Annotated in this window: 18 protein-coding genes and 1 pseudogene; 16 read left to right on the forward strand and 3 right to left on the reverse strand. The window is 67.3% G+C overall.

From position 1 onward, the window contains the following. Positions 1-44 precede the first annotated feature (44 nt). The 4 genes from lpdA (at position 45) to ACQCSY_RS01215 (ending at position 4,431) form a co-directional block, all read left to right on the forward strand. The gene (lpdA, locus tag ACQCSY_RS01200) at positions 45-1,427 is read left to right on the forward strand and encodes a dihydrolipoyl dehydrogenase (RefSeq protein ID WP_427132484.1); all 1,383 of its coding nucleotides are present in this window, start codon (positions 45-47) and stop codon (positions 1,425-1,427) included. Positions 1,428-1,542: 115 nt separating this feature from the next. Then, positions 1,543-3,303 carry a 2-oxoglutarate dehydrogenase, E2 component, dihydrolipoamide succinyltransferase gene (gene sucB, locus ACQCSY_RS01205; RefSeq protein ID WP_427132486.1) on the forward strand — a complete coding sequence of 587 codons (1,761 nt, stop codon included), beginning with the start codon at positions 1,543-1,545 and terminating at the stop codon, positions 3,301-3,303. A gap of 153 nt (positions 3,304-3,456) precedes the next feature. Further along, positions 3,457-3,807: a hypothetical protein gene (locus ACQCSY_RS01210; protein WP_427132487.1), complete on the forward strand. Its 351-nt coding sequence runs from the start codon at positions 3,457-3,459 to the stop codon at positions 3,805-3,807. A gap of 195 nt (positions 3,808-4,002) precedes the next feature. Continuing rightward, positions 4,003-4,431 (forward strand): OsmC family protein, encoded by a 429-nt coding sequence (locus tag ACQCSY_RS01215; RefSeq protein ID WP_427132488.1) that lies wholly within the window; start codon positions 4,003-4,005, stop codon positions 4,429-4,431. 149 nt (positions 4,432-4,580) lie between these two features. Here ACQCSY_RS01215 and ACQCSY_RS01220 read toward each other — a convergent pair whose 3' ends face one another. Further along, positions 4,581-8,162 carry a S41 family peptidase gene (locus ACQCSY_RS01220; protein ID WP_427132490.1) on the reverse strand — a complete coding sequence of 1,194 codons (3,582 nt, stop codon included), beginning with the start codon at positions 8,160-8,162 and terminating at the stop codon, positions 4,581-4,583. 74 nt (positions 8,163-8,236) lie between these two features. Between ACQCSY_RS01220 and ACQCSY_RS01225 the strand changes: the two genes are divergently transcribed. Next, a complete protein-coding gene (locus tag ACQCSY_RS01225) occupies positions 8,237-9,124 on the forward strand; it encodes a TIGR01777 family oxidoreductase (protein WP_427132492.1) in 888 nt (295 codons plus the stop codon). Between the two features lies 1 nt (position 9,125). Here ACQCSY_RS01225 and ACQCSY_RS01230 read toward each other — a convergent pair whose 3' ends face one another. Further along, positions 9,126-10,925, reverse strand: a complete 1,800-nt coding sequence (locus ACQCSY_RS01230; RefSeq protein WP_427132494.1) for a protein kinase domain-containing protein — start codon at positions 10,923-10,925, stop codon at positions 9,126-9,128. 100 nt (positions 10,926-11,025) lie between these two features. Between ACQCSY_RS01230 and lipB the strand changes: the two genes are divergently transcribed. The 4 genes from lipB to ACQCSY_RS01250 all read left to right on the forward strand — a co-directional run bounded on the left by lipB (position 11,026) and on the right by ACQCSY_RS01250 (position 14,142). After that, on the forward strand, positions 11,026-11,727 hold the full coding sequence (gene lipB, locus ACQCSY_RS01235) for a lipoyl(octanoyl) transferase LipB (protein WP_427135592.1): 702 nt from the start codon (positions 11,026-11,028) through the stop codon (positions 11,725-11,727). Continuing rightward, entirely contained in the window at positions 11,724-12,731 is a 1,008-nt protein-coding gene (lipA, locus tag ACQCSY_RS01240; protein ID WP_427132496.1) for a lipoyl synthase, read from the forward strand. Before lipB ends, lipA begins: the two co-directional genes overlap by 4 nt. 90 nt (positions 12,732-12,821) lie before the next feature. Continuing rightward, entirely contained in the window at positions 12,822-13,583 is a 762-nt protein-coding gene (locus tag ACQCSY_RS01245) for a DUF4191 domain-containing protein (RefSeq protein WP_427132498.1), read from the forward strand. Between the two features lie 139 nt (positions 13,584-13,722). Beyond that, the gene (locus ACQCSY_RS01250) at positions 13,723-14,142 is read left to right on the forward strand and encodes a DUF3817 domain-containing protein (protein ID WP_427132500.1); all 420 of its coding nucleotides are present in this window, start codon (positions 13,723-13,725) and stop codon (positions 14,140-14,142) included. 12 nt (positions 14,143-14,154) lie between these two features. On the opposite strand, the gene ACQCSY_RS01255 is transcribed toward ACQCSY_RS01250, so the two are convergent. Continuing rightward, entirely contained in the window at positions 14,155-14,592 is a 438-nt protein-coding gene (locus ACQCSY_RS01255) for an RDD family protein (protein ID WP_427132502.1), read from the reverse strand. 282 nt (positions 14,593-14,874) lie between these two features. Here ACQCSY_RS01255 and glnA point away from each other — a divergent pair, with 282 nt between their 5' ends. From glnA to ACQCSY_RS01290, 7 genes and pseudogenes are all read left to right on the forward strand, one after another. Further along, on the forward strand, positions 14,875-16,299 hold the full coding sequence (gene glnA / locus ACQCSY_RS01260) for a type I glutamate--ammonia ligase (protein WP_427132504.1): 1,425 nt from the start codon (positions 14,875-14,877) through the stop codon (positions 16,297-16,299). A gap of 163 nt (positions 16,300-16,462) precedes the next feature. Continuing rightward, positions 16,463-16,851 (forward strand): annotated as a pseudogene (locus ACQCSY_RS01265) (transcriptional regulator); the annotation flags it as partial. 340 nt (positions 16,852-17,191) lie between these two features. Then, entirely contained in the window at positions 17,192-18,202 is a 1,011-nt protein-coding gene (adhP, locus tag ACQCSY_RS01270) for an alcohol dehydrogenase AdhP (RefSeq protein ID WP_427135594.1), read from the forward strand. A 266-nt stretch (positions 18,203-18,468) separates the two neighbouring features. Next, positions 18,469-19,047, forward strand: coding sequence for an adenylate kinase (locus ACQCSY_RS01275; RefSeq protein WP_427135596.1), 579 nt, complete (start codon positions 18,469-18,471; stop codon positions 19,045-19,047). A gap of 128 nt (positions 19,048-19,175) precedes the next feature. Then, positions 19,176-21,200: an acetate--CoA ligase gene (gene acs / locus ACQCSY_RS01280; RefSeq protein ID WP_427132506.1), complete on the forward strand. Its 2,025-nt coding sequence runs from the start codon at positions 19,176-19,178 to the stop codon at positions 21,198-21,200. A gap of 151 nt (positions 21,201-21,351) precedes the next feature. After that, positions 21,352-22,524 carry an IS701 family transposase gene (locus tag ACQCSY_RS01285; protein ID WP_427135598.1) on the forward strand — a complete coding sequence of 391 codons (1,173 nt, stop codon included), beginning with the start codon at positions 21,352-21,354 and terminating at the stop codon, positions 22,522-22,524. Positions 22,525-22,634: 110 nt separating this feature from the next. Then, positions 22,635-23,478, forward strand: a protein-coding gene (locus ACQCSY_RS01290) for an IS5 family transposase (protein WP_427135584.1) whose coding sequence is annotated in 2 segments (ribosomal slippage) — positions 22,635-22,940 and positions 22,942-23,478 — 843 coding nt in all. Because the reading frame shifts where the segments join, the coding sequence is not laid out codon by codon here. The last annotated feature ends 71 nt before the right edge of the window (positions 23,479-23,549 follow it).

Here is a 23,549-nt window from a genome sequence, read left to right on the forward strand (position 1 = left end):
TGATGCGTACTCTCGCGTCATCGTTCACGCGAGGGAGCGTTTTAGTGGCCGATCAGGCAACTGCGCAAGAATTCGACATCCTGGTACTCGGCGGCGGCAGCGGCGGCTACGCGACTGCCCTGCGTGCCGTCCAGCTTGGCCTCACCGTCGGCCTCATCGAAAAGGGCAAGCTCGGCGGCACGTGCCTGCACAACGGCTGTATCCCCACCAAGGCCCTGCTGCACTCCGCGGAGCTGGCGGACCACGCCCGTGACTCGGCAAAGTACGGCGTCAACGTCACACTCGACAGCATCGACATCAACGCTGTCAACGCCTACAAGGACGGCATCGTCGCCGGCAAGTTCAAGGGCCTCCAGGGTCTCATCAAGTCCAAGGGCATCACCGTCATCGAAGGTGAAGGCAAGCTCCAGGGCACCGACACCGTCGTCGTGAACGGCACCGCCTACAAGGGCAAAAACATCGTCCTCGCCACGGGTTCCTACTCCCGTTCGCTGCCGGGCCTGGAAATCGGCGGCCGTGTCATCACCTCCGACGAAGCCCTCACCATGGACTACATCCCCAAGAGCGCGATCGTCCTGGGCGGCGGCGTGATCGGCGTCGAGTTCGCTTCCGTCTGGAAGTCCTTCGGCGTCGACGTCACCATCGTCGAAGGCCTCCCCTCGCTAGTCCCGAACGAGGACGCGACGATCGTCAAGAGCCTCGAGCGCGCCTTCAAGAAGCGCGGCATCAAGTTCTCCACCGGCATCTTCTTCCAGGGTGTCGAGCAGAACGCCGACGGCGTCAAGGTCACGCTGGTGGACGGCAAGACGTTCGAGGCAGACCTCCTGCTCGTGGCCGTCGGCCGTGGCCCCGTCACCGCCAACCTGGGCTACGAAGACGCCGGCGTGACGATCGACCGCGGCTTCGTCAGCACGAACGAGCGCCTCCACACCGGTGTCGGCAACATCTACGCCGTGGGCGACATCGTCCCCGGTGTCCAGCTGGCCCACCGCGGCTACCAGCAGGGCATCTTCGTCGCCGAGGAAATCGCCGGCCTGAAGCCCGTGATCGTCGAAGACGTCAACATCCCCAAGGTCACCTACTGCGATCCTGAAATCGCCACGGTCGGCTACACGGAGAAGGCCGCCAAGGAGAAGTTCGGCGAGGACCAGGTCATAACCCAGGAATACAACCTTGCCGGCAACGGCAAGAGCTCCATCCTGGGCACCAGCGGGCTCGTCAAGCTGGTCCGCCAGAAGGACGGCCCCGTCGTCGGCGTCCACATGATCGGCGCCCGCATGGGCGAACAGATCGGCGAAGCCGCGCTGATCGTGAACTGGGAGGCCTACCCCGAGGACGTGGCCCAGCTGGTCCACGCCCACCCCACCCAGAACGAATCCCTGGGTGAGGCGCATCTGGCGCTGGCGGGCAAGCCGCTCCACGGCTAGGCACTTCCGCAAGACAACAGGGCTTAGTGCACCCGGCAGGAAATGCCGGGTGCACTAAGCTCGACCAAGGCAGCAATCATCCGCACTACAGATCAATAAGGAGAACGGGGACGATATGTCTGAATCCGTTAACTTGCCCGCCCTCGGTGAGAGCGTCACCGAAGGAACCGTCACCCGCTGGCTCAAGCAGGTAGGTGACCGGGTAGAGGTGGACGAGCCGCTGCTCGAAGTTTCCACCGACAAAGTAGACACCGAGATCCCCTCTCCGATCGCCGGCGTGATCGAGGAAATCCTCGTCGCCGAAGACGAGACCGCTGAAGTCGGCGCCCCGCTGGTCCGCATCGGCTCCGGTTCCGCCGGCGAAGCAGCCGCTCCGGCCGCGGAGGCCCCGGCAGCTGAGGCAGCCCCCGCTGCCCCGGCAGCCGCCGAAGAGGCACCCGCTCCTGAGGCGCCCGCGGCCGAGGCACCCGCCGCCGCTGAGGCTCCTGCTGCCGCCCCGGCTGGTGAAGGCCACGAGGTCACGCTCCCCGCCCTGGGCGAGAGCGTCACCGAAGGCACCGTCACCCGCTGGCTGAAGAGCATCGGCGACACCGTCGAAGTGGACGAGCCGCTGCTTGAGGTTTCCACCGACAAGGTTGACACCGAAATCCCTTCGCCGTTCGCCGGCACCCTGCAGGAAATCCGCGTCAACGAGGATGAAACCGCCGAGGTCGGCGCCGTCCTGGCCGTCATCGGTTCCGGTGCCGCCGCACCTGCGGCTGCCCCGGCAGCCCAGGCACCCGCTGCCGAGGCAACTCCCGCACCGGCACCCGCCGAAGCGCCGGCACCAGCCGAAGCACCGAAGCAGGAAGCCCCGGCAGCCCCGGCCCAGGCGGCTGCTCCGGCAGCCGCTCCGGCGGCCCCCGCAGCCCCTGCCGCACCGCAGGCAGCTGCCGCTCCGGCCGAATCCGGCTACGTCACGCCCCTGGTCCGCAAGCTGGCCAACCAGCAGGGCGTGGACATCTCCTCCCTGACCGGCACGGGCGTCGGCGGCCGCATCCGCAAGCAGGATGTGCTGGCAGCCGCTGAGGTCAAGGCGGCACCGGCTGCTGTGTCAGCAGCTACGCCTGCCGCGGCTCCGGCTGCTGTGTCAGCAGCTGCGCCTGCCTCCTCGCTGCGCGGTACCGTGCAGAAGGCCCCGCGCATCCGCCAGGTCATTGCCCGCCGCATGCGGGAGTCGCTGGATATCTCCACCCAGCTGACGCAGGTGCACGAGGTCGACATGACCAAGATCGCCAAGCTGCGCCTCAAGGCCAAGAACTCGTTCCAGGCCCAGAACGGCGTCAAGCTGACCTTCCTGCCCTTCATCTCCAAGGCTGTTGCCGAGGCCCTGAAGCAGCACCCGAAGGTCAACGCCTCCTACGACGAGGACAAGCAGGAAATCACGTACCACAACGCCGAGCATCTGGCGATTGCGGTGGACACTGACAAGGGCCTGCTGGTTCCCGTCATTGCCGATGCGGGCAGCCTGAACCTTGCGGGCCTCGCCGGCAAGATCGCCGACGTCGCGGACCGCACCCGCAACGGCAAGATCGGCCCCGACGAGCTCTCCGGCGGCACGTTCAGCATCACCAACATCGGTTCCGTCGGTGCACTGTTCGACACCCCGATCATCAACCAGCCGCAGGTGGCCATCTTGGGCACCGGCGCGATCGTCAAGCGGCCCGTCGTGGTCACCGACGAGAACGGCGATGACTCGCTGGCCATCCGCTCGATGATGTACCTCTCCCTGACGTACGACCACCGCCTGGTTGACGGCGCCGACGCGGGACGGTTCCTGCAGACGCTGAAGGCACGCCTCGAAGAGGGCGCGTTCGAAGCGGACCTCGGCCTCTAGGCCAGCTGCAAGATCCTGTAACACCGACGGCGACGGCGGTGCGGGCAGCGGTGGGTGACCACCGGACAGCCCGCACGGCCGTCGCCGTTTCCGTGTTCCGGACCCAGGCGGGTCCTACTACGATGCGTAGAAACTTCTGGCTACACTGGGGCCATGAATATCGTCTTTAACATCATGGTCTTCCTGCACATCGTCGGCGCTGCCATGATTGTGGGCATCTGGATTGGACAGATGAAGAACCCCACAGTCCACCCCCGCCAGTTCGACGGCGCGATGCTCCAGCTCATCACCGGAATCGTCATGATGGGGCTGATCCCGGCCCTGCACATGGACGCGAACTACTTCAAGCTGGGGATCAAGTTCGCCGTGGCCCTGGCCGTCGGCGTCCTGGCTTTCATCGGCCGCCGCAAGTACAAGAAGGGCGAGCCCATCAGCAAGGGCCTCGCGCACGGCGTCGGCGGCCTGGCACTGCTCAACGTGGCCATCGCCACCCTCTGGCAGTAGCCCGACCCCGGAACATATGGCGGCGACGCACCCCGCTCGGGGTACGTCGCCGCCGTCGTTCGGGCCACAGCGTACGGGTCACAATCCTCCGACAGCGGACATCCGTGCGGCGGCGGCGCTGAATCCCTAGGATTGGAAACGGCACGATCCGGCATTTGCCTGATCGCTGATTCGCAACGACGTCGAGGAGTGGACATGGCAACAACACGCACCGCACACACTGTATGGAATGGCGACCTGATGACAGGTGCCGGCAACACGACCCTGGACAGTTCCGGGCTGGGCAACTTCGACGTCACGTGGAAGGCGCGCGCGGAGGCTGCCGAGGGCAAGACGAGCCCCGAGGAGCTCATCGCGGCGGCACACTCCGCCTGCTTCTCCATGGCCTTCAGCAATGGCCTGGCACAGGCCGGGCACACCGCGGAAGAAATCAATACCAAGGCCGACGTCACCTTCGTGCCCGGCACCGGCATCACCACCAGCCACCTCACCGTGAGCGCCAAGGTCCCCGGCATCTCGGCCGACGATTTCCAGCGCGTTGCGGCGGAAGCCAAGACCGGCTGCCCCGTCTCGGCCGCCCTGACCGGCGTCGAGATCACGCTGGACGCCACACTGGCCGCCTAGGACCGGCTGCTGCGGCCCGGACTTCACGAAGGCCGGGCCGCAGCACAGCGAAGGCCCCCGTTCCCTTGTCAGTCAAGGGAACGGGGGCCTTCGCCGTCAAGCCCGCGTGGCGGGAGGTGACCCGCCGCGGATCCGACCGGCCGCCAGACTCAGGCCTGGGTGGCCTGCTGCCGTGCGGGCAGCGGGGCGGGCCGCACCCGGCGGTAGCCCTCCCGCACCGGCGGACGGTCGGTCGGCAGCTCCTGGATCATTTCTTTCAGCGCACCGATCCCGTATTCCAGCTGCGGGTCCGTGCCGGCGGCGTAGGCGTGCGGCGGGAAGGTCACCTCAATGTCCGGGGCGACGCCGAAGTTCTCCACGCCCCAGCCGACGCCGCCGGCGAACCAGGTGGCGTAGCGCGGCTGCGTGACGCCGGTGCCGTCGGCCAGCGCGAAGCGGTTGTCGATCCCGACGACGCCGCCCCAGGTCCGGGTGCCGATGACCGGCCCGATCCCCCGCAGCTTGGAGACCTGCGTGATGATATCGCCGTCGGAGCCGGCGAACTCGTCGGTGAGTATGATGACCGGGCCGCGGGGGGCGTGGTGCGGGTAGGTCCGGGGCTTTTCGCCGCGCGGCATGCTCCAGCCGGTTACCTTGCGTCCGATGAGTTCCGCGACGAGCTGGGAGGTGTGGCCCCCGCGGTTGCGGCGGACATCGACGATCAGCCCGTCAAGGGCCGTTTCGGTGTCCAGGTCGCGGTGCAGCTGCGCCCAGCCGTTGGCCATCATGTCCGGAATGTGGAGGTAGCCGAACGTGCCCTGTGAGGCCTCCCGCACGGTCCGACGATTGGCGGCAACCCATTCCTGGTAGCGCAGGCGTTCCTCGTCCTTGACCGGGACCACGGCCACGCGGCGCTGCTTTCCGGCCAGTTCGCCGTGTCCGGGACCGTTGCGCAGGGTGAGCTCGACAGCGCGGCCTGCCGCGCCGACCAGCTGCACGGCCGGGGTCCGCGATTCCGTGAGCTCCACGCCGTCGATCGCCAGCAGCACGTCGCCGGGCTTGGCGTCCGCGCCCGGACGGGTCAGCGGGGATGTGGCCAGCGGATCGGAGGACTCCCCCGCCAGGATCCGGGTGATCTTCCAGCCCTGGCCGGTGAAGGCAAGGTCAGCGCCCAGGCGTCCCTGGCCGTTGCTGCCGTTCTCGGTGACGGCCGCCGGCCGGACGTAGGCGTGCGAGGTGCCTAGCTCGCCGTGAAGCTCCCACAGCAGGTCCACGAGGTCGTCGTGCGAGCCGAGCCGGTCCACGATCGGGCGGTAGCGGGCGTGGACGGAGGTCCAGTCCTGGCCGGCCATGTCCTCGGTCCAGAAGAAGTCACGCTGGAGCCGCCAGGCCTCGTCGAAGGCCTGGCCCCAGACGCTCAGGGGGTCCAGCTGCACACGGACGCGGTCCAGGTCCACCTTGACCAGCTGGCCCGAATCCTCGTCCGCCTTGGACCCGGCGGGCGATACGCGGATCTGCTTATCCTGGATGAACACCACCTTCTCGCCGTCACCGGAGAGCCGGTAGCTGTCCAGCGCCTCCACGATCGTGGAAGCGCGGCGCTTGGCGAGATCGAAGCGGACCAGGCTCGGCGCGGTGCTCTTGTCTTCGAGGCTGGCCCGGCCTTCACCGGTGACGCCGGAGAGTTCGCTGTCCAGCCAGAGCAGCGCGCCGGCCGTGGCGGACAGTGCGGAGTAGTTGCCCTGCGGTACAGGGACACTGATGACGCGGTGGGCCAGGCCTTCGGCGTCGACCCGGACGGCGGCCACTTGCGCCCCTGCTTCCGCCGCGTCGGCGCCGGCGGTCTGAGCGCCCGTGGTGTCAGCGCCTGTGTTGTCAGCGCGTACGCTGCCCGACGCGGCGTCGTCGGACTGCAGGTCCACTGTCGGGCCGAACGGCGACGGGGTGGCGGCGGCGAGGGCCACGAGGTAGGGCTTGATGGGGCTTGGGAAGGACAGGTCGAAGGAGTGTCCGTCGTAGACCGGGTCGAAGCTGCGGTTGGACAGGAAGGCGAGGTACTTGCCGTCCGGGGTGAACGACGGCGATTCGTCGCGGAACCGGCCGTCGGTGACATCGATGATCGCGGGCTGCTGGCCTGCATCCAAGCCACCGCCGACCTTCGTGATGCGCAGCCGGCTGCGGGAGCCGAAGGAGGTGACGGGCTCGGACCAGCCCAGCCAGGCCGAATCCGGGGACCAGCTGAAGCCGTCGATGCTGCCTTCGCCGATGCTGCTGAGCAGCGACATCGTGCCGGTCCGGGTGTCGGCGAGGTAGATGTCGCCGAAGGCGGTGCCGACGGCGAGCCAGTGGCCGTCGGGGCTGGCCTCGATGGCGCTGGCCCGGCTTGGCTTGGGGAAGTCGATCCTCGTGGGCTGCCCGGACGCCGGGCTCTCCAGCACGGGGGCGGCCGGTGCGGCGCTGTCGGCGTGGTGGCCGTCGTGAACGAGGCCGTCGTCTCCGTCATGCCCGCTCCCGGCGGCTGCCGGGGCGGTGGCCGAAGCGGTACCGGAACCGGTCAGGGCTGCGGCGGACACCGGCTTCGGCAGGGGCGTTCCGGCGTCGGATTCCACAGGCTGCGCGCCCGGGCGCGCCGGCGTGGCGGCCGGTGCGTGGCCGCCGGGCAGCGGGGCCGCGATGGCTTTCAGGTACAGGGCCTCGACGCCGTCGTGGTCGGCGACATAGGCGATCCGGCCGTCACCGAAGGGCCGCGGCAGGCGCGCCCGGACCCCGGGCGTGGCCTCGAGGACGCGGGACGGGCCGTCCTTGTGCCGCAGCCAGTGCAGCGTGCCGTGGGCTTCCACCGCGCTGGATCCGCCGGTGCGGTCCGGAACGACGTCCCCGAGATGCCGTGAGGGCTTCAACGGCGCGGCGCGGCGCGCCTGGGAGGCGGACCCCAGCGAAATCCTGAGCTTGATGGCGTCCGAGCCGAGGTCCGGGAGGAGCCAGAGCTCACCGGCCGATTCAAAGACCACCCGCTGTCCGTCGGTGGCGGCGTGCCGGACATAGAAGTCCTCGTGGTCCGTGTGGCGCCGGAGGTCACTGCCGTTGGGCAGCACCGAGTACAGGTTGCCGTAGCCCTCGTGGTCGGACAGGAACGCGATCCGCCCGTTGACCCACATGGGGTCCGTGAGGTTTCCGTCCAGCCCGGTGGCGAGCCGCTCGAACTCGCCGTTGCCGTCGCCGTCGATCCACAGCTTGCCGGCGGCTCCGCCGCGGTAGCGCTTCCACCAGGCGGGCTCACGCGACAGCACGCTGGCCAGGACCACGGGGCGTTCATCGCCGACGACGGGACCGAAGGCCACGGACTCGACCGGGCCGAACGGAAGTTCCTGCGCCCAGCCTCCTGTGACCGGCAGGCTGTAGGCGTGGGTGTGGCGGCTGTCTGGCTGGCGGAACGCGCTGGTCACCACGACGTCGCCGTCGGGGGTGAAGCCCTTGACCCGGGTGGAGCTGTGGCCGAAGTAGCTCAGCTGGCGGTAGCCGCCGCCGTCGACGTCCGCCGTGACGACTTCCGGGGCCGTTCCCTGGACCACGGTCCACACGAGGCGCTTCCCGTCCGGGGTGAAGCGGGGGTTGCGGGCGGGCAGCTGCAGTGAGGACACGCGCCAGGCACGGCCGCCGTCCAGAGGTGCAATCCAGACGTCGTCCTCGGCCACGAAGGTGACCAGATCGCCGTGCAGATGCGGGAAACGGAAGTAACTCGAAGAGGTCATCGTTCGATCATAGTCAAAACGTCCCCTGCCGCCCGGGAGGTTTCCCTGCCGTGCCGGGCATGGTGAGATGGATCATGCGAATCATTGTTGCCGGAGGCTCCGGGCTGATCGGAACCGCCCTTTCCAGCGCCCTGCGTGGCGGCGGCCACGACGTCGCCACACTGGTCAGGCGTCCCCCGGCGTCACCCGCCGAATTCCAGTGGGCCCCGGCCGAGGGCCGGATCGATGACACCGCCCTCAAGGGCGCGGACGCGGTCATCAACCTCTCCGGTGCCGGGATCGGCGATCGGCCCTGGACGCGTGCCCGCATCAATGAGCTCCGCGCCTCGCGGCTGGGAGCGACGCGGACCCTGACGGCGGCCATGGGCCGCATGGACACGCCGCCGGCCGTGTTCCTCAGCCAGTCGGCCTCCGGGTACTACGGCAACGCAGGTCCGCTGCTGCTGCCCGAAAACGCGCCCGCGGGCACCGGCACCCTCGCCCGGATCTGCGTCGACTGGGAGGCCGCGGCGCATGAAGCGCCGGCCGGTGTCCGCGTTGTCACTCCCCGCACCGGCGTCGTCCTGAGCCGCTCCGGGGGCGCCCTGGGCCGGTTGCTGCCGCTCCTGCGCCTTGGCGTCGGCGGGCCGCTCGGAAACGGCCGGCAATACTGGCCGTGGGTCACGCTGCCGGACGTTGCCGGCGCCTTCTCGTTCCTGCTCACGGCCCCGCTCTCCGGACCCGTGAATGTCTGCGCGCCCGAGAGTGCCGATGTGAACTCGCTGATCGCCCAGCTGGCCGCGGCCCTGCACCGGCCTGCGCTCCTGCGCGTTCCCGCCCCGGTTCTCCGCCTCCTGATGGGACAGCTCGCCGACGAACTGCTGCTCGCGAGCCAGCGGCTGGAGCCGGCGGTCCTCAGCGAAGCAGGCTTTGAGTGGCAGCACCCCGCCCTCGCGCAGGCCGCGGCGTGGGTGGCGGCGTGAACTAACCGGCCGTCGGGTCCTCGGGGAGGATCTCCTGGATCCGCCACCGGCCGTCAACGGGTACCAGTACCAGCCGCATCCGGAGTTCTCCGCCAGCCGCGGCCTCGGCCACCACTGCCCCTGCGGCATCGCGTTCCTGGTAGCGGGAGGACACCGCGCTGATGGCCACCACGGCCCGAGTCGGACCGCTGTCCGGGGAATCCTCCACCCGGGTCAGGGTGGTCGAGAAGCCGGCCAGGACGTGGCCGCCCCCGGCGAGCCGGGAGCTGATCCTGCTGTCCGCCGCGGCGGCGTCCGACGCCGGGACGTTGACCTGCTCCAGCAGCCGGAAGTCCCCGGAGCTGAACGCCAGCGATCGGAGTGCGGCCAGGCCACGGACCGCGTCTTCGGGATCCGCAGACTCCAGCAGGGCCCGGACCTCCCGGGGCACCGCAACGGCTGCCGGGCCCTGATCGCTGTTTGTCTTCGCGTCCGCCGCCGTCCCTTCCGTTGCGCCGGCCGGGGCGGCCGGGGCGGCCGCACCGGCCGGCCCGGTGGCAGCAAAGAGTTCCGGCAGGCGGCCGCCGCCGTGCAGCCAGGCGCCGGCCAGGGCCGCCATCACGGCCAGGAAGACGGCAAGACCCACCGATGCTGCCCTGAAACCGCGACGGCGGCCAGGGACTCGGCGGGCAGGATCTCGGCGGGCAGGGTCGCGGGAGCCGGCTGCGGAGTGCCGCGCCGCCGCGCCCCCGGCCACCCGGGGCGGCACCGCGGCACGGCCTGTTACCGGGGCACGCCTCGTTAGGGAGGTGTGCCCCGTCACGGCAGCACGGCCCGATTCGGGGCCCCGCCCTGGTGCCGGGACCCGTCGTGCTCCGATCCTCCGCCGCCAGCGCTGCAGCGTTTCGGCCCTCCGATCCCGGGCACTCCGGGGCAACGAGCGGCGGGTCAGCAGTTGGGGAATCACCGTGGGGTGGACGGAAACGGAAAGATCCACCGGGGCCGCCTCAGCGCTGCGGTAGACCGCGGCGGCCAACTCGGCGGCCGCTGGCCGCTGCCGGCGGTCCTCGTTGAGTCCGGCCTCCAGGGCTGCCGCCAGCGCCGCCGGAACGCCCGGTACCAGGAGAGACAGCGGCGGACGCTGCGCACTCGGCCCGGGCGACCTCCCGGTGAGGCAATACCAGCCGAGCGCCGCCAGGGAGTAGACGTCGCGCTCGGGCTGCAGCCCCGCCCGGACGGCATCCACGGGGGCGGGATCGCGGAAACCCTCGGTCCCGGCATCCGACGTTCCAACGGAGTCGGCCACCATCCGTGCCACGCCCAGATCAGCCAGCAGCGGCTTGCCGTGCGCCGTGAACAGCACGTTCCCCGGCGAGACGTCGCCGTGGGTGAAGCCGTGGGAGTGCAGGTATGCCAGCGCCTGGGCGATGGGGGTCAGGACTGTCACCGTCTCCCCGGCCCCCAGCCTGCCCCGGCTCGCTACAAGCTCAGCGCCTGACCCACCGGCCGCATAATCAAGCACCAGCCCGAGGCCGGCACCGGCCCCGGACTCTTGAAGGCGCAGCACCGTGTGGGCCCTGACCAGGTGGTCGTGGTCGAGTGCGGACAGGATGCGGACCTCGCGCCGCATTCCCGCTTCGGCTTCCCGGTCCTCCGCCCCCGGACCTGCCACGGCGTCGAAGCACTTCACGGCGTACTCCCGGCCCGTCGTTTGTTCCGTGACCAGCCACACCGCAGCGTTGCCGCCGCGCCCCAGCAAACGGCCGACGTCGTAGCCGGGAACCCCAGGTGCCGCACACCCGGCCTGCTCGGAATTTTCCATACCCAAGGAATAGCCGATCCCGCGGAATCCTGCAGAAGTTATCCACAGGTGCCGCCGTGGCATTCGCCGCGGGCGCGTGAGAGCTTAAGCACACAGTCGGATACGCCCTACGTCGGGGTCTAAGCTTGATGCCATGACTCTTGAGTTCTCACAGCTGGGTCTCGCCCCGGACTTCATCGACTACACGCGCGGCTGGGACATCCAGCGCGAACTACACGAGAAAGTCCTCGCCGGCACTGCGCCCAGCACCGTTCTACTACTCGAACACTCCGCGGTCTACACCGCCGGTAAACGCACCGAAGACCACGAACGTCCCTTCGACGGGACCCCGGTGGTCGCGGTGGACCGCGGCGGGAAGCTGACTTGGCACGGCCCCGGGCAGCTGGTCGGCTACCCCATCATCAAACTGAAGAATCCGGCCGGCATCCGCGACTACGTGGAGCGGCTGGAAGCCGTGATCATCGCTGTCCTGGCTGACTACGGCATCGACGCCGTGCGCATCAAGGGCCGTGCCGGCGTCTGGATCGACGAGGACGACAAGGGCCCCGCCCGCAAGATTGCAGCCATCGGCATCCGCGTCCATGAAGGCGTCACCATGCACGGCTTCGCGATCAACTGCAACAACGATCTCGCCCCGTACGGCCAGATCATTGCCTGCGGCATCACCGACGCCGGAGTCACCACGATCGCCCAGGAGACCGGCCGGGACGTCACCCCGGCCGACCTCGTGTCGCGGATCACCGAAGAACTGCGCAACAATGAGGATGCCCTAGTTGCAACCCACGAAGGAGCTCTACTGTGACACTGGCACCAGAAGGCCGGAAGATGCTGCGCATTGAGCAGCGCAATGCGGCCACACCGGTGGAACGGAAGCCGGAATGGATCAAGGCCAAGGTCCAGATGGGCCCGGAGTTTGTCCAGCTCAAGAACCTGGTGAAGAAGGAAGGCCTGCACACCGTGTGTGAAGAGGCCGGCTGCCCCAACATCTTCGAGTGCTGGGAAGACAAGGAAGCGACCTTCCTGATCGGCGGCTCCGAATGCACCCGGCGCTGCGATTTCTGCCAGATCGATACCGGCAAGCCCTCCCCCGTGGACGTGTTCGAGCCCACCAAGGTGGCCCGCTCGGTCCAGGCCATGCAGCTGCGCTACGCCACCGTCACGGGCGTGGCCCGCGACGACCTCGCCGATGAGGGCGTCTGGCTCTACGCCGAGACGGTCCGCAAGATCCACGAGCTGAACCCGGGCACCGGCGTCGAGCTGCTGATCCCGGACTTCTCCGGCAAGCCCGAACACATCGCGGCGATCTGCGATTCCAGGCCCGAGGTGTTCGCGCACAACGTCGAGACCGTGCCGCGGATCTTCAAGCGCATCCGCCCCGCGTTCCGCTACGACCGCTCCCTGGACGTCATCACGCAGGGCCGCAGGCTGGGCATGGTGACGAAGTCCAACCTGATCCTGGGCATGGGCGAGACCCGCGAGGAGATCTCCGGGGCGCTCCGGGACCTGCACGACGCCGGCTGCGACCTGATCACCATCACGCAGTACCTGCGCCCGAGCGAACGGCACCTGCCGGTGGACCGCTGGGTCAAGCCGCAGGAGTTCGTGGACCTGCAGCAGGAAGCGGACGAGATCGGCTTCCTGGGCGTCATGAGCGGACCGCTGGTGCGTTCCTCGTACCGCGCCGGCCGGCTCTGGGCCACCGCGATGCGCAAGAAGGGCCGGGAAATCCCGGCCGGGCTCGCCCATATCGAAAGCTCAGGCAGCACCCGCCAGGAAGCCAGCTCGCTGATCGCGGCACACTCCTGAATCCTGTTGTAAACATTTGTGGCGAAGGGCCGGCACCGGATAATTCCGGCGTCCGGCCCTTAGCCGTCGATCACGTAGAATTAAGGCACTATGGCGAACTCCCCTGATTCCAGCACCTCCAGCCCGGCTTCCGATGCCCCGAAGCGCGGCCTTTTTTCCCGCAAGCCCAAGGAAGCAAAGGTCAAGAAGCCGAGCCGGCTGAACCAGATCGGCGAGGTCTTCCAGATGACCCGCCGCCACGATCCCATGGTCCCGTGGCTCATGCTGCTCGCCTTCTTGGGCGTTGTCGCCGTCAGCTTCGTGGTCGGCTTCCTGTTGGAGAACTGGATCACCGGCCTGATCATCGGCATCGCGCTGGGCGCCTTGGCGGCGACCCTGATCCTGTCCCGTCGGGCAGAGCGGGCCGCCTTCGCCCAGATTGAAAACCAGCCCGGCGCCTCGGGCGCCGCGCTTGGCACGCTCAAGCGCGGCTGGATCACCGAGGACCAGCCCGTCGCCGTCAATCCCCGCACCCAGGACGCCGTCTTCCGCGCCATTGGCCGTCCCGGCGTCGTGCTTGTCAGCGAAGGCCCCAGCCACCGGGTCAAGCCGCTGGTCGACGCCGAACGCAAGCGCCTGGCGCGCATCCTGCCGAACGTCACCATCCACGTGATCGAAAGCGGCCGCGGCGAAGGCCAGGTGCCCATCAGCCAGATCGCCAAGAAGATGAACAAGCTGCACAACGAGCTGACCAAGATCGAGGTCAGCGCCGTATCCAAGCGCATCTCATCGCTCGGCAGCCGCCTGCCCATCCCCAAGGGCATCGATCCCTACAAGGCCCGCCCGGACCGCAAGGCGGCCCGCGGACGCTAGGTCCCACGCCAGCACTGCCACGCCAGCACTATAGGAACGCCCCGGTTCACGGCCATTTCAGGCCCGCAGCCGGGGCGTTTTTGTTCAACCGCGTCGTTCAACCGCCTCGTTCAACCCAACAGAAACGTGAGACCGTCCCATGAAGCTGCCGTCCGCTCCTGGCGTTATCCGCATCTTCCGGATCCTCGCCATCGCCGAAGGATTCAGCTGGGCTGCCCTGCTGGTCGGCATGTTCCTCAAATGGGTTGCCCGGACGACGGAGCTGGGAGTGGAGATCGCCGGTCCCGTCCACGGGGCGTTCTTCATTGCTTACGGCGTGACCGCACTGAGCCTCTGGCGCATGCAGCGCTGGCCGTTCCGGGTTGCCTTGTTTGCGGGGCTTTCAGCCGTGGTTCCGTTCACCACGGTGTTGTTCGAACGCTGGGCCGACCGGCACGGCTGCCTGACGGTTGCCGCTGAACCGGCCGCTGAACCGGCCGCTGAACCGGCCGCTGAACCGGCCGCTGAACCGGGCAACGTTCCGGGTAGCGCACCGGCCAAGGAGACCGCAGGGGTCTAGCTGCGTCCGGAGCTACATTCGGACCAGGACGGTATCCATGGCCTTGTCGTGGAGGCCGCGCTGGTCCGGGTCGAAGATGACGGCGGGGATGACCAGGCACAGCAGCAGGCTGCGGACCAGGGCCGGAAGCGGGCCGGCCGGCCCGCCGCCCGGCCGGACCACATGGATTCCCGCGACGCGGTGACCGATGCTGTAGCCGAGCGAGCCGATGAGCAGGGTCTGCTCGACGGCGAACACGGCCAGAGTGGCCCACGGATTTCCGGCGAAGGCGAAGTTGCTGATCAGCAGCGCGATCCCCCAGTCGGTGCAGATGGCCAGGATCCGGCGACCCGCGCGGGCGACCGATCCGGGTCCGGATTCAGGCAGGCCCAGCCGCTCCCCGGGGTACTTGGAGATGCCGGATGTGTCCGGCCCGCTGAGCCATGAGCCTATGTCTTTACGATCAACCACCCTCCAAGCCTATCGGCTCCGGCCCGATCACGCCGTGGACTTCCGCGGGTCACAGTGTGGAACCGGATAGGCCACACTGTGGACACCGACTACGGTTTACCTGTCAGGGCATTCTGTAACGTGCCTGAAACAATGCGGACACCATCGGGAAATCCCGTGTCCTTAGGGTGGTAACAGTTGCTAGCGGCTTAGGAGCGGGGATGCTTTTTGCTTCCCCGCTGTCGGACTGCGCTGGACCATAGTGCCTGACGGCCAGATATTTCATATGCGTAAGGAGCATAGATGTTCAAGACTGCGGACGAAGTCCTCAAGTTCATCAAAGACGAAGACATTAAATTCGTCGATATCCGCTTCACCGACCTTCCTGGCGTTCAGCAGCACTTCAACGTGCCCGCCAAGAGCGTTGACGCGGACTTCTTCGTCAATGGCCAGCTGTTCGACGGATCTTCGATCCGCGGCTTCCAGGGCATCGCCGAGTCCGACATGCAGCTCATCCCGGACGTGACGACGGCGTTCCTCGACACCTTCCGCATGGAGAAGACCCTCGCGCTGAACTTCTCGATCGTGAACCCCCGCACGGGTGACCCGTACCACCGCGATCCCCGCGGCGTAGCCGAGAAGGCCGAGGCCTACCTGGCGTCCACCGGCATCGCGGACACTGCATTCTTTGCTCCGGAGGCCGAGTTCTTCGTCTTCGACAACGTCCAGTACCAGTCCTCGCCGCAGGGCAGCTTCTACAAGATCGACTCCGAGGAAGCCCACTGGAACACGGGCCGTGAGGAAGAGGGCGGAAACCTCGGCTACAAGACCCCCATCAAGGGCGGCTACTTCCCGGTTTCCCCGACCGACAAGCAGGCGGACCTCCGCGACGCCATGTGCATCGCCCTGGATGAGGCCGGCCTTGAGGTCGAGCGCAGCCACCACGAGGTCGGCTCCGCCGGCCAGGCTGAGATCAACTACAAATTCACGACGCTGACGCACGCGGCTGACGACCTGCAGAAGTTCAAGTACGTCATCAAGAACACCGCCGATGCCTGGGGCAAGTCAGTCACCTTCATGCCGAAGCCGGTCTTCGGTGACAACGGCTCGGGCATGCACTGCCACCAGTCGCTGTGGAACGGCGGCGAGCCGTTGTTCTACGACGAGAAGGGCTACGCGGGCCTGTCCGACATGGCCCGCTGGTACATCGGCGGCCTGCTGAAGCACTCCTCGGCTGTGCTCGCGTTCACCAACCCGACGGTCAACTCCTACCGCCGCCTGGTCAAGGGCTTCGAGGCCCCGGTCAACATGGTTTACTCGCAGGGCAACCGCTCCGCCGGTATCCGTATCCCGATCACGGGCTCCAACCCGAAGGCCAAGCGCATCGAGTTCCGCGCTCCGGACCCCTCCTCCAACCCGTACCTGGCGTTTGCAGCCCAGCTGATGGCCGGCATTGACGGCATCCGCAACCGGATCGAACCGCCGGCCCCGATCGACAAGGACCTCTATGAGCTGCCCGCCGAAGAAGCCAAGGACATCCCCAAGGCTCCCGGCACGCTTGAGGAAGCCCTGGATGCACTGACCGAGGACAACGAGTTCCTGCAGGCCGGCGGCGTCTTCACCCAGGACCTGATCGACACCTGGATCGAGTACAAGTACGAGAACGAGATCCGTCCGCTCTCGCTGCGCCCGAACCCCTACGAGTTCGAGCTCTACTACGGCGTCTAACTAGTTGACGCGCCTAAACACCGTTTAGTCCGAAGAGAGTCCGCACGGGCTGCCTGCAGTAGGCAGCCGGTGCGGACTCTTCTTTGTCTGGCCACGAGTCCCGAGTGCTGTGCAGTTCTACTGGGTAACTCCGGCCGCTCCTTCCGGTGACGCGGTCCTCGAAACGCTGTCCCCGAGGCACAGTGAGATGCTGGCCCTTGTGAGCATCCATCCTGATGGACTGAGCGCCGAGGAACTGTGCGGCCAGCTGTTCGGGGAAGTTTCCTCCGTGACCCTTCGGGCGGAGATGGTCCGGTTGAGAAAAGTCCTTCAGCAGTTCAACCCGGCCGTCGCGCCGGAATCCCGGCCGTACAGACTAACTGTGGATGTGCTGCCGGACGCGGGCAAGGTTCTCAGCTGCCTCCAGCGCGGGGCGCACCGGGTCGCTCTGGAAACCTTGGTGTGCGCGCGGCGGCGCTGAAGCTGCTGCCGCCGCGTTCACCCAAGCGGGCCGCCGTGGTTGCCGACATGGAGCGTCTGGAATCCGAACTCGGAACTCGCCAGCCCAATTGAGTTGACTCGCAAGGCCGCAACCTGATTGCAACCCTCCCGCTCCTAAGCTGGAGGCAGCGGCGGCCATCCTCATGCACAGCAAGGAAGCTAGGGATGTCCGTCTGCGCGCAATCAAACCAAGACGGCTCAGGTCACTTTAAGAGACGGCCGCACGGACTGGATCGGCAGCGAGTAGTCCACGCCTGCTGGACCCCTACCAGCACACCGTGAACGCCTCGTGGTCAGCAACGACTCGGAAAGCAAGGCGAACTGCTTCCTGGCCTTCTCCAGAATCCCGTGTCCCCACACCATTTGCTCAAAGCACCAGCGACGAAGGAAATCGACAATGACGACGACGACAATGCAGGCCGCAGTAGTAACCGAATTCGGCAAGGACCTGCAGATCCAGACCCTCCCCGTTCCCGTACCGGGCCGGGGGGAGGCGCTGGTCAAGGTACTGACGACCGGCGTCTGCCACACGGACCTCCACGCGGCCGAGGGGGACTGGCCGGTGAAGCCGACCCCGCCGTTTGTGCCCGGCCACGAAGGCGTGGGTGAGGTCGTTGCCCTCGGCGAGGGTGTCACGGACCTGGCCGTCGGAGACCTCGTCGGCAACGCGTGGCTCTGGTCCGCCTGCGGCGACTGCCAGTACTGCCGCACCGGCTGGGAGACCCTGTGCGAGGCGCAGCAGAACGCCGGCTACAGCGTCGACGGATCCTTCGGCGAGTACATGCTGGTGGACAGCCGGTTCGCGGCCCGGATTCCGGCCGGCTCGGACCCCGTCGAGGTGGCCCCGGTGCTCTGTGCCGGAGTGACCGTCTACAAGGGACTGAAGATGACCGAGGCCCGGCCGGGCCAGTGGGTCACCATCTCCGGGATCGGCGGACTCGGCCACATCGCCGTCCAGTACGCGGTTGCCATGGGCCTTCGTGTCGCCGCGGTGGACATCGCCGACGACAAGCTCGCCCTGGCCAAGAAGCACGGTGCGGAGCTGACGGTCAATGCGCTGCGCGAGGATCCCGCCGAAGTCATCCAGCGCGAAACCGGAGGTTGCCATGGGGTCCTGGTCACGGCGGTGCACCCGTCAGCGTTCGGCCAGGCGATCGGGATGGCCCGCCGCGGCGGAACGATCGTGTTCAACGGCCTGCCGCCGGGCGACTTCCCGGCGCCGATCTTTGAGATTGTGCTCAAGGGCCTGACCGTCCGCGGATCCATTGTCGGAACGCGGCAGGACCTGGAGGAGGCCCTGGAATTCTATGCCCAGGGCAAGATCCACCCCACGGTCTCCACGAGGGAGCTCTCCGAAGTCAATGCCGTCCTTGACGAAATGAAGCACGCCAAGATCGACGGCCGCGTGGTCATTAAGTTCTGATTCATCGCAAATTCCAGGCGGCGGAGTTCCCGGGGCGCGCCTTCGGGAACGCCACCGCCGTGGACGCAAATTAATCTCCGTTCGCCACGGCAACGCATAGTCCTGGTCATGAAGGACTTCGCGTTGACGTAGGCCGGTGCGCCCTTCAGCGGCGCCGATGATGACAAAAAACTTCCGTCCGCCGGTCCGCCGCCTCCACACAAGCCGGAAATCATCTGAATCACCCAGGATCCGGCACCCCACTACGAACGGTTTGATAGATGAGAATGTTGATTACAGGACCCCCCGGTTCCGGCAAGGGCACTCAGGCGCAGCGCATCGCAGAGCGCCTTGACATCCCGGCCATCTCCACCGGAGACATGTTCCGCACTCACGTGACGGATGCGACACCTTTGGGCGTCGAAACAAAAAAGTATATGGACAACGGCGATTTCGTTCCCGACAGTGTCACCAACGCCATGGTGCGGGACCGTTTGCTGCAGCAGGACACGAGCAACGGCTTCCTGCTTGACGGCTACCCGCGCACCACATGCCAAGTGGACGAGCTGGACGATATCCTGGCCGACAACGAGCACAATCTGGACGTCGTTCTTCAACTCGCGGCGGACGATGAAGAAATCGTCCGGCGCTTGCTGGGCCGTGCCCGGGATGAAGGGCGCAGCGATGACAATGAATGCGTTATCCGCCACAGGCTGGAGCTCTACCGCGAACAAACCGAGGCCGTCCTGGCACTATACGACAGACGCGGCCTGCTCGTGCAGGTCGATGGGTGCGGCGACATCGATCAGGTCACCGATAGCGCCATGAGCGGCATCGAGACCGCCAGGGCCCGCCAGGGCGTGTAACCACGTCCTCTCGGCGGACCGTCCCGGCGAGAGCCCGAGGTGTGCCCTGCCATCCGGGCGGGGCACACCTCGGAGTTTGGCGCCTATTTTCAACGCAGAGCAGGTGGGGAAAGCAAAGGAGTTTACATATGTCCAACGACCGCACCGCAGCATCCGCCACACCGTCCCGGCAGGGCGACGCCTTCGAAAACCTGTCCCACGAGAACCGCAGGTTCGCGCCCTCCGCCGAGTTCGCGGCGAATGCCGTGGTCACGGCCGCCGATTACGCCGAGGCCGACGCCGACCGCCCCGCGTTCTGGGCCAGGCAGGCCCGCGAGCTGCTGAGCTGGAGCAAGGACTTCACCCAGGCGCTGGACTGGTCCAACCCGCCGTTCGCGAAGTGGTTCGTCGGCGGCGAGATCAACGCCGCATACAACGCCCTGGACCGCCACGTCGAGAACGGGCACGGGGACCGGGTCGCCATCTACTTCGAGGGCGAACCCGGCGACACCCGCACCTACACCTATGCGCAGCTCACCGAGGAGGTCAAGAAGGCCGCCAACGCCTTCGAGTCCCTCGGCGTCGCCAAGGGCGACCGGGTGGCCGTCTACCTGCCCATGATCCCCGAGGCCGTCATCACCTTGCTGGCCTGCGCCCGGATCGGCGCCATCCACTCCGTGGTGTTCGGCGGCTTCTCCGCCGACGCGTTGCGCTCCCGGATCGAGGACGCCGAGGCCAGGCTCGTCGTCACGGCCGACGGCACCTACCGCCGCGGCAAGCCCAGCGCCCTGAAGGCCGCCGTCGACGAGGCCCTGGCCGCCGACGACCACACCGTCCGGAACGTCGTGGTGGTCAGGCGCAACGGCCAGGACGTGGACTGGCACGAGGGCCGGGACCACTGGTGGGCCGACACCGTCGGAGCCGCCTCCGCCGAGCACACCGCCGTCGGGCACGACGCGGAGCACCCGCTGTTCATCCTCTACACCTCCGGCACCACGGGCAGGCCCAAGGGCATCCTGCACACCACCGGTGGGTACCTGACCCAAAACGCGTACACGCACAAGGCGGTCTTCGACCTGCACCCGGAGACCGACGTCTACTGGTGCACGGCCGACGTCGGCTGGATCACCGGCCACTCCTATGTCGCCTACGCCCCGCTGATCAACGGCGCCACCCAGGTCATGTATGAGGGCACCCCCGATTCCCCGCACCAGGGCCGCTGGTGGGAGATCGTGGAGAAGTACAAGGTCTCCATCCTGTACACCGCCCCGACCGCGATCCGCACCTTCATGAAATGGGGCAAGGAGATCCCGGCCAGGTACGACCTCTCCTCGATCCGGGTCCTGGGCTCCGTGGGCGAACCCATCAACCCGGAAGCCTGGATGTGGTACCGCGAGGTCATCGGCGCCAACGCCGGCAAGAACGGCGAGAAAAAGGACCATCCGGCCCCGATCGTGGACACCTGGTGGCAGACCGAAACCGGAGCGCAGATGATCGCCCCGCTGCCCGGAGTGACGGCCACCAAGCCCGGCTCCGCCCAGGTCCCGCTGCCCGGCATCGCCGCGGACGTCGTGGACGAGGCCGGCGAATCCGTTCCGGACGGTCACGGCGGCTTCCTGGTCATCCGCGAACCGTGGCCGGCCATGCTGCGCGGCATCTGGGGCGACCCGGAACGGTTCAAGGAAACCTACTGGTCCCGGTTCGAAACGATGTACTTCGCCGGCGACGGCGCCAAGAAGGACGAGGACGGCGACATCTGGCTGCTGGGCCGGGTGGACGACGTCATGAACATCTCCGGCCACCGGCTCTCCACCGCGGAGATCGAATCCGCCCTGGTGTCCCACCCCGCCGTCGCCGAGGCCGCCGTCGTGGGCGCCGCGGACGCGACCACCGGCCAGGCCATCGTCGCGTTCGTGATCCTGCGCGGGGACGCCCTGGACTCCGGCGACGCGATCGTCCAGGAACTGCGCAACCACGTCGGCAAGGAGATCGGGCCGATCGCCAAACCCAAAACCATCCTCGTGGTGCCCGAACTGCCCAAGACCCGCTCCGGCAAGATCATGCGCCGCCTGCTCAAGGACGTCGCCGAAGGACGCGAGGTGGGCGATTCCACCACGCTCGCCGACGCAGGCATCATGCAGACCATCACCGACTCGCTCAAAACGCGAGACTGAAAAATGACCGGCGTGTCCCCGTCCGCCCCAACCAACCGGGTATTGGTCCTGGCAGCCGCTAGTACTACAGTCGCTTTTATTTTGTCTCCCGTCGGCGTTTTAACCGGATTTCCATCGGCTGTCGTGTTAATCCTTGTCGGTGGGCGATGATATTTGTGTGGCTGATGTGCAGGAATGGGCGGACGGGCTCGAGGAGATCCGGGAGCTGATTGGCCCTCGGTTTGCCCGGGCCGAACCGCACCACAACGCGGTGGGGTACCTCAAGGGCCTGCTCTCGGCCGAGGAGCGGAAGAATTCCTGGACCCTGTCGGAGCGGGCCGGTCAGGCGATCCCTGACCGGATGCAGCGGCTGCTCTCGACCACGGACTGGGACCCGGACGGGCTGCGCGATGACCTGCGCTCCTACGTCGTGGACCATCTCGGCTCCGCCGACGGCGTGCTCATCGTGGACGAGACGGGTTTCCTGAAGAAGGGCACGCGATCGGCCGGTGTCGCCCGGCAGTATTGCGGCACGGCGGGCCGGGTCGAGAACTGCCAGATCGGGGTGTTCCTGACTTACGCCACACCGGCGGGGCGCACCTTCCTGGACCGGGAACTGTACCTGCCCAAGGCCTGGACCGATGACCGGGACCGCTGCGCGTCCGCCGGCATCCCGGCGACCCGGAAATTCGCGACGAAGCCCGAGCTGGCGATCACGATGATCACCCGCGCCCTGGACGCCGGGGTGCCCGCGCAGTGGGTGACCGGGGACGCGGTCTACGGCCAGCACGCCAAGCTGCGCGAAACACTCCACGGCCGGGGCGTCTCCTACGTGCTCGCGGTGCCGATGAACCAGCGCGTCATCGCCAAAACCGGCGCCCTCGGCGTGGAGTTCCGTGCCGACGGGCTGATCGCTTCCCTGTCCGGGCGGGCGGCCTACTACATCTGCCACGCACCCTTGCGGATATCCCTGGCGGAACTCGCCCGGGTCGCCGGCGCCCGGTGGGCGATCGAGGAAACCTTCCAGACGTCCAAGGACGAGACCGGACTGGACCACTACCAGGTGAGGCAATGGAAGGGCTGGCACCGGCACATCACCCTGTCCATGCTCGCCCACGCCTTCCTCACCGTCACCCGGTCAAAAAAAGGGCCCTCAGAGGGGCAGCGGCGAGCTCATAGCCCTGACCCTGCCCGAAATCCGGCACCTGCTCACCCATCTGGTCTGGACCCAGCCGCCCGCCCCGGAACGCACCCTCAGCGTTCATACTGGCGCCGAAGACACCAACAAACCGCGAAACGGCACCACTACCGGGCCCGGAATTCGACCCCACAAACACGACTGTAGTACTAGGAGCGTGTCTCCTAATGCTGGGGGTGGCTTTTTGGCAAAATTGAGTGGTGAGTTCGCGTTATGCCTTGTTGTCCGATGCCCAGTGGGAGTTCATTGCCCCGTTGATGCCTGATTCGTCGGGGAAACCGGGGCGGCCGTTCAATGACCACCGGTTGATGACAGAGGGCATCATCTACCGCTACCGGGCAGGTATCCCGTGGCGGGATCTCCCTTCCCATTTCGGGTCGTGGAAGACCGTGTGGAAGCACCACCGCCGCAACAGCGCCAGCGGGACCTGGGACAGGGTGCTGGCTGCGCTGTTGACCCGTGCCGACGCACAAGGGCTGATCAACTGGGAGGTGTCGGTGGACTCCACGGTCAACCGTGCCCACCAGCACGGCACGAACCTTCCCCGCCACACAGGGGGACCTCTCGAATTACAGGAATCTGCTTGATGAGCCGGATGATCATGCCGTCGGACGCTCCCGCGGCGGCCTGACCACGAAGATCCATGCCCTGGTTGACGGCAACATGCGCCCCTTGGTCCTGCTCCTGGGGCCCGGGCAGGGCGGGGACTCGCCCATGTTTGAAAACCTCATGGATGCCCTGAAGGTCGAACGGGAAGGTCCCGGCCGGCCCCGCAGCCGCCCGGACCGGGCCATGGCTGACAAAGCCTACTCATCCAAAGCGATCAGGAGCTACCTGCGCGGGCGTGGCATTGAATGCGTCATCCCCGAAAAGGACGACCAGAAAGCCAACCGGAAACGCAGGGGCTCCTCCGGAGGACGGCCCGTCACCTACGACAAGGACGCGTACAAGCGGCGCAATGTCGTCGAACGCAGTTTCAACACCCTCAAGCAATGGCGCTCCCTGGCCACTCGCTACGACAAATTGGCCCTCACCTACCGCTCAGCGGCCGTTCTGCACGCCGTCGTCATCTGGAGCACACGATTAGGAGACACGCCCTAGGGCGGTGGCAAGGATGCAGCAGTCGGTTGCCACACCGGTGAGGATAACCTCATCCCCGACGGGAATCCGGC

The sequence above is a fragment of the Pseudarthrobacter sp. S9 genome (assembly GCF_050156545.1).
Lineage (GTDB): Bacteria > Actinomycetota > Actinomycetes > Actinomycetales > Micrococcaceae > Arthrobacter.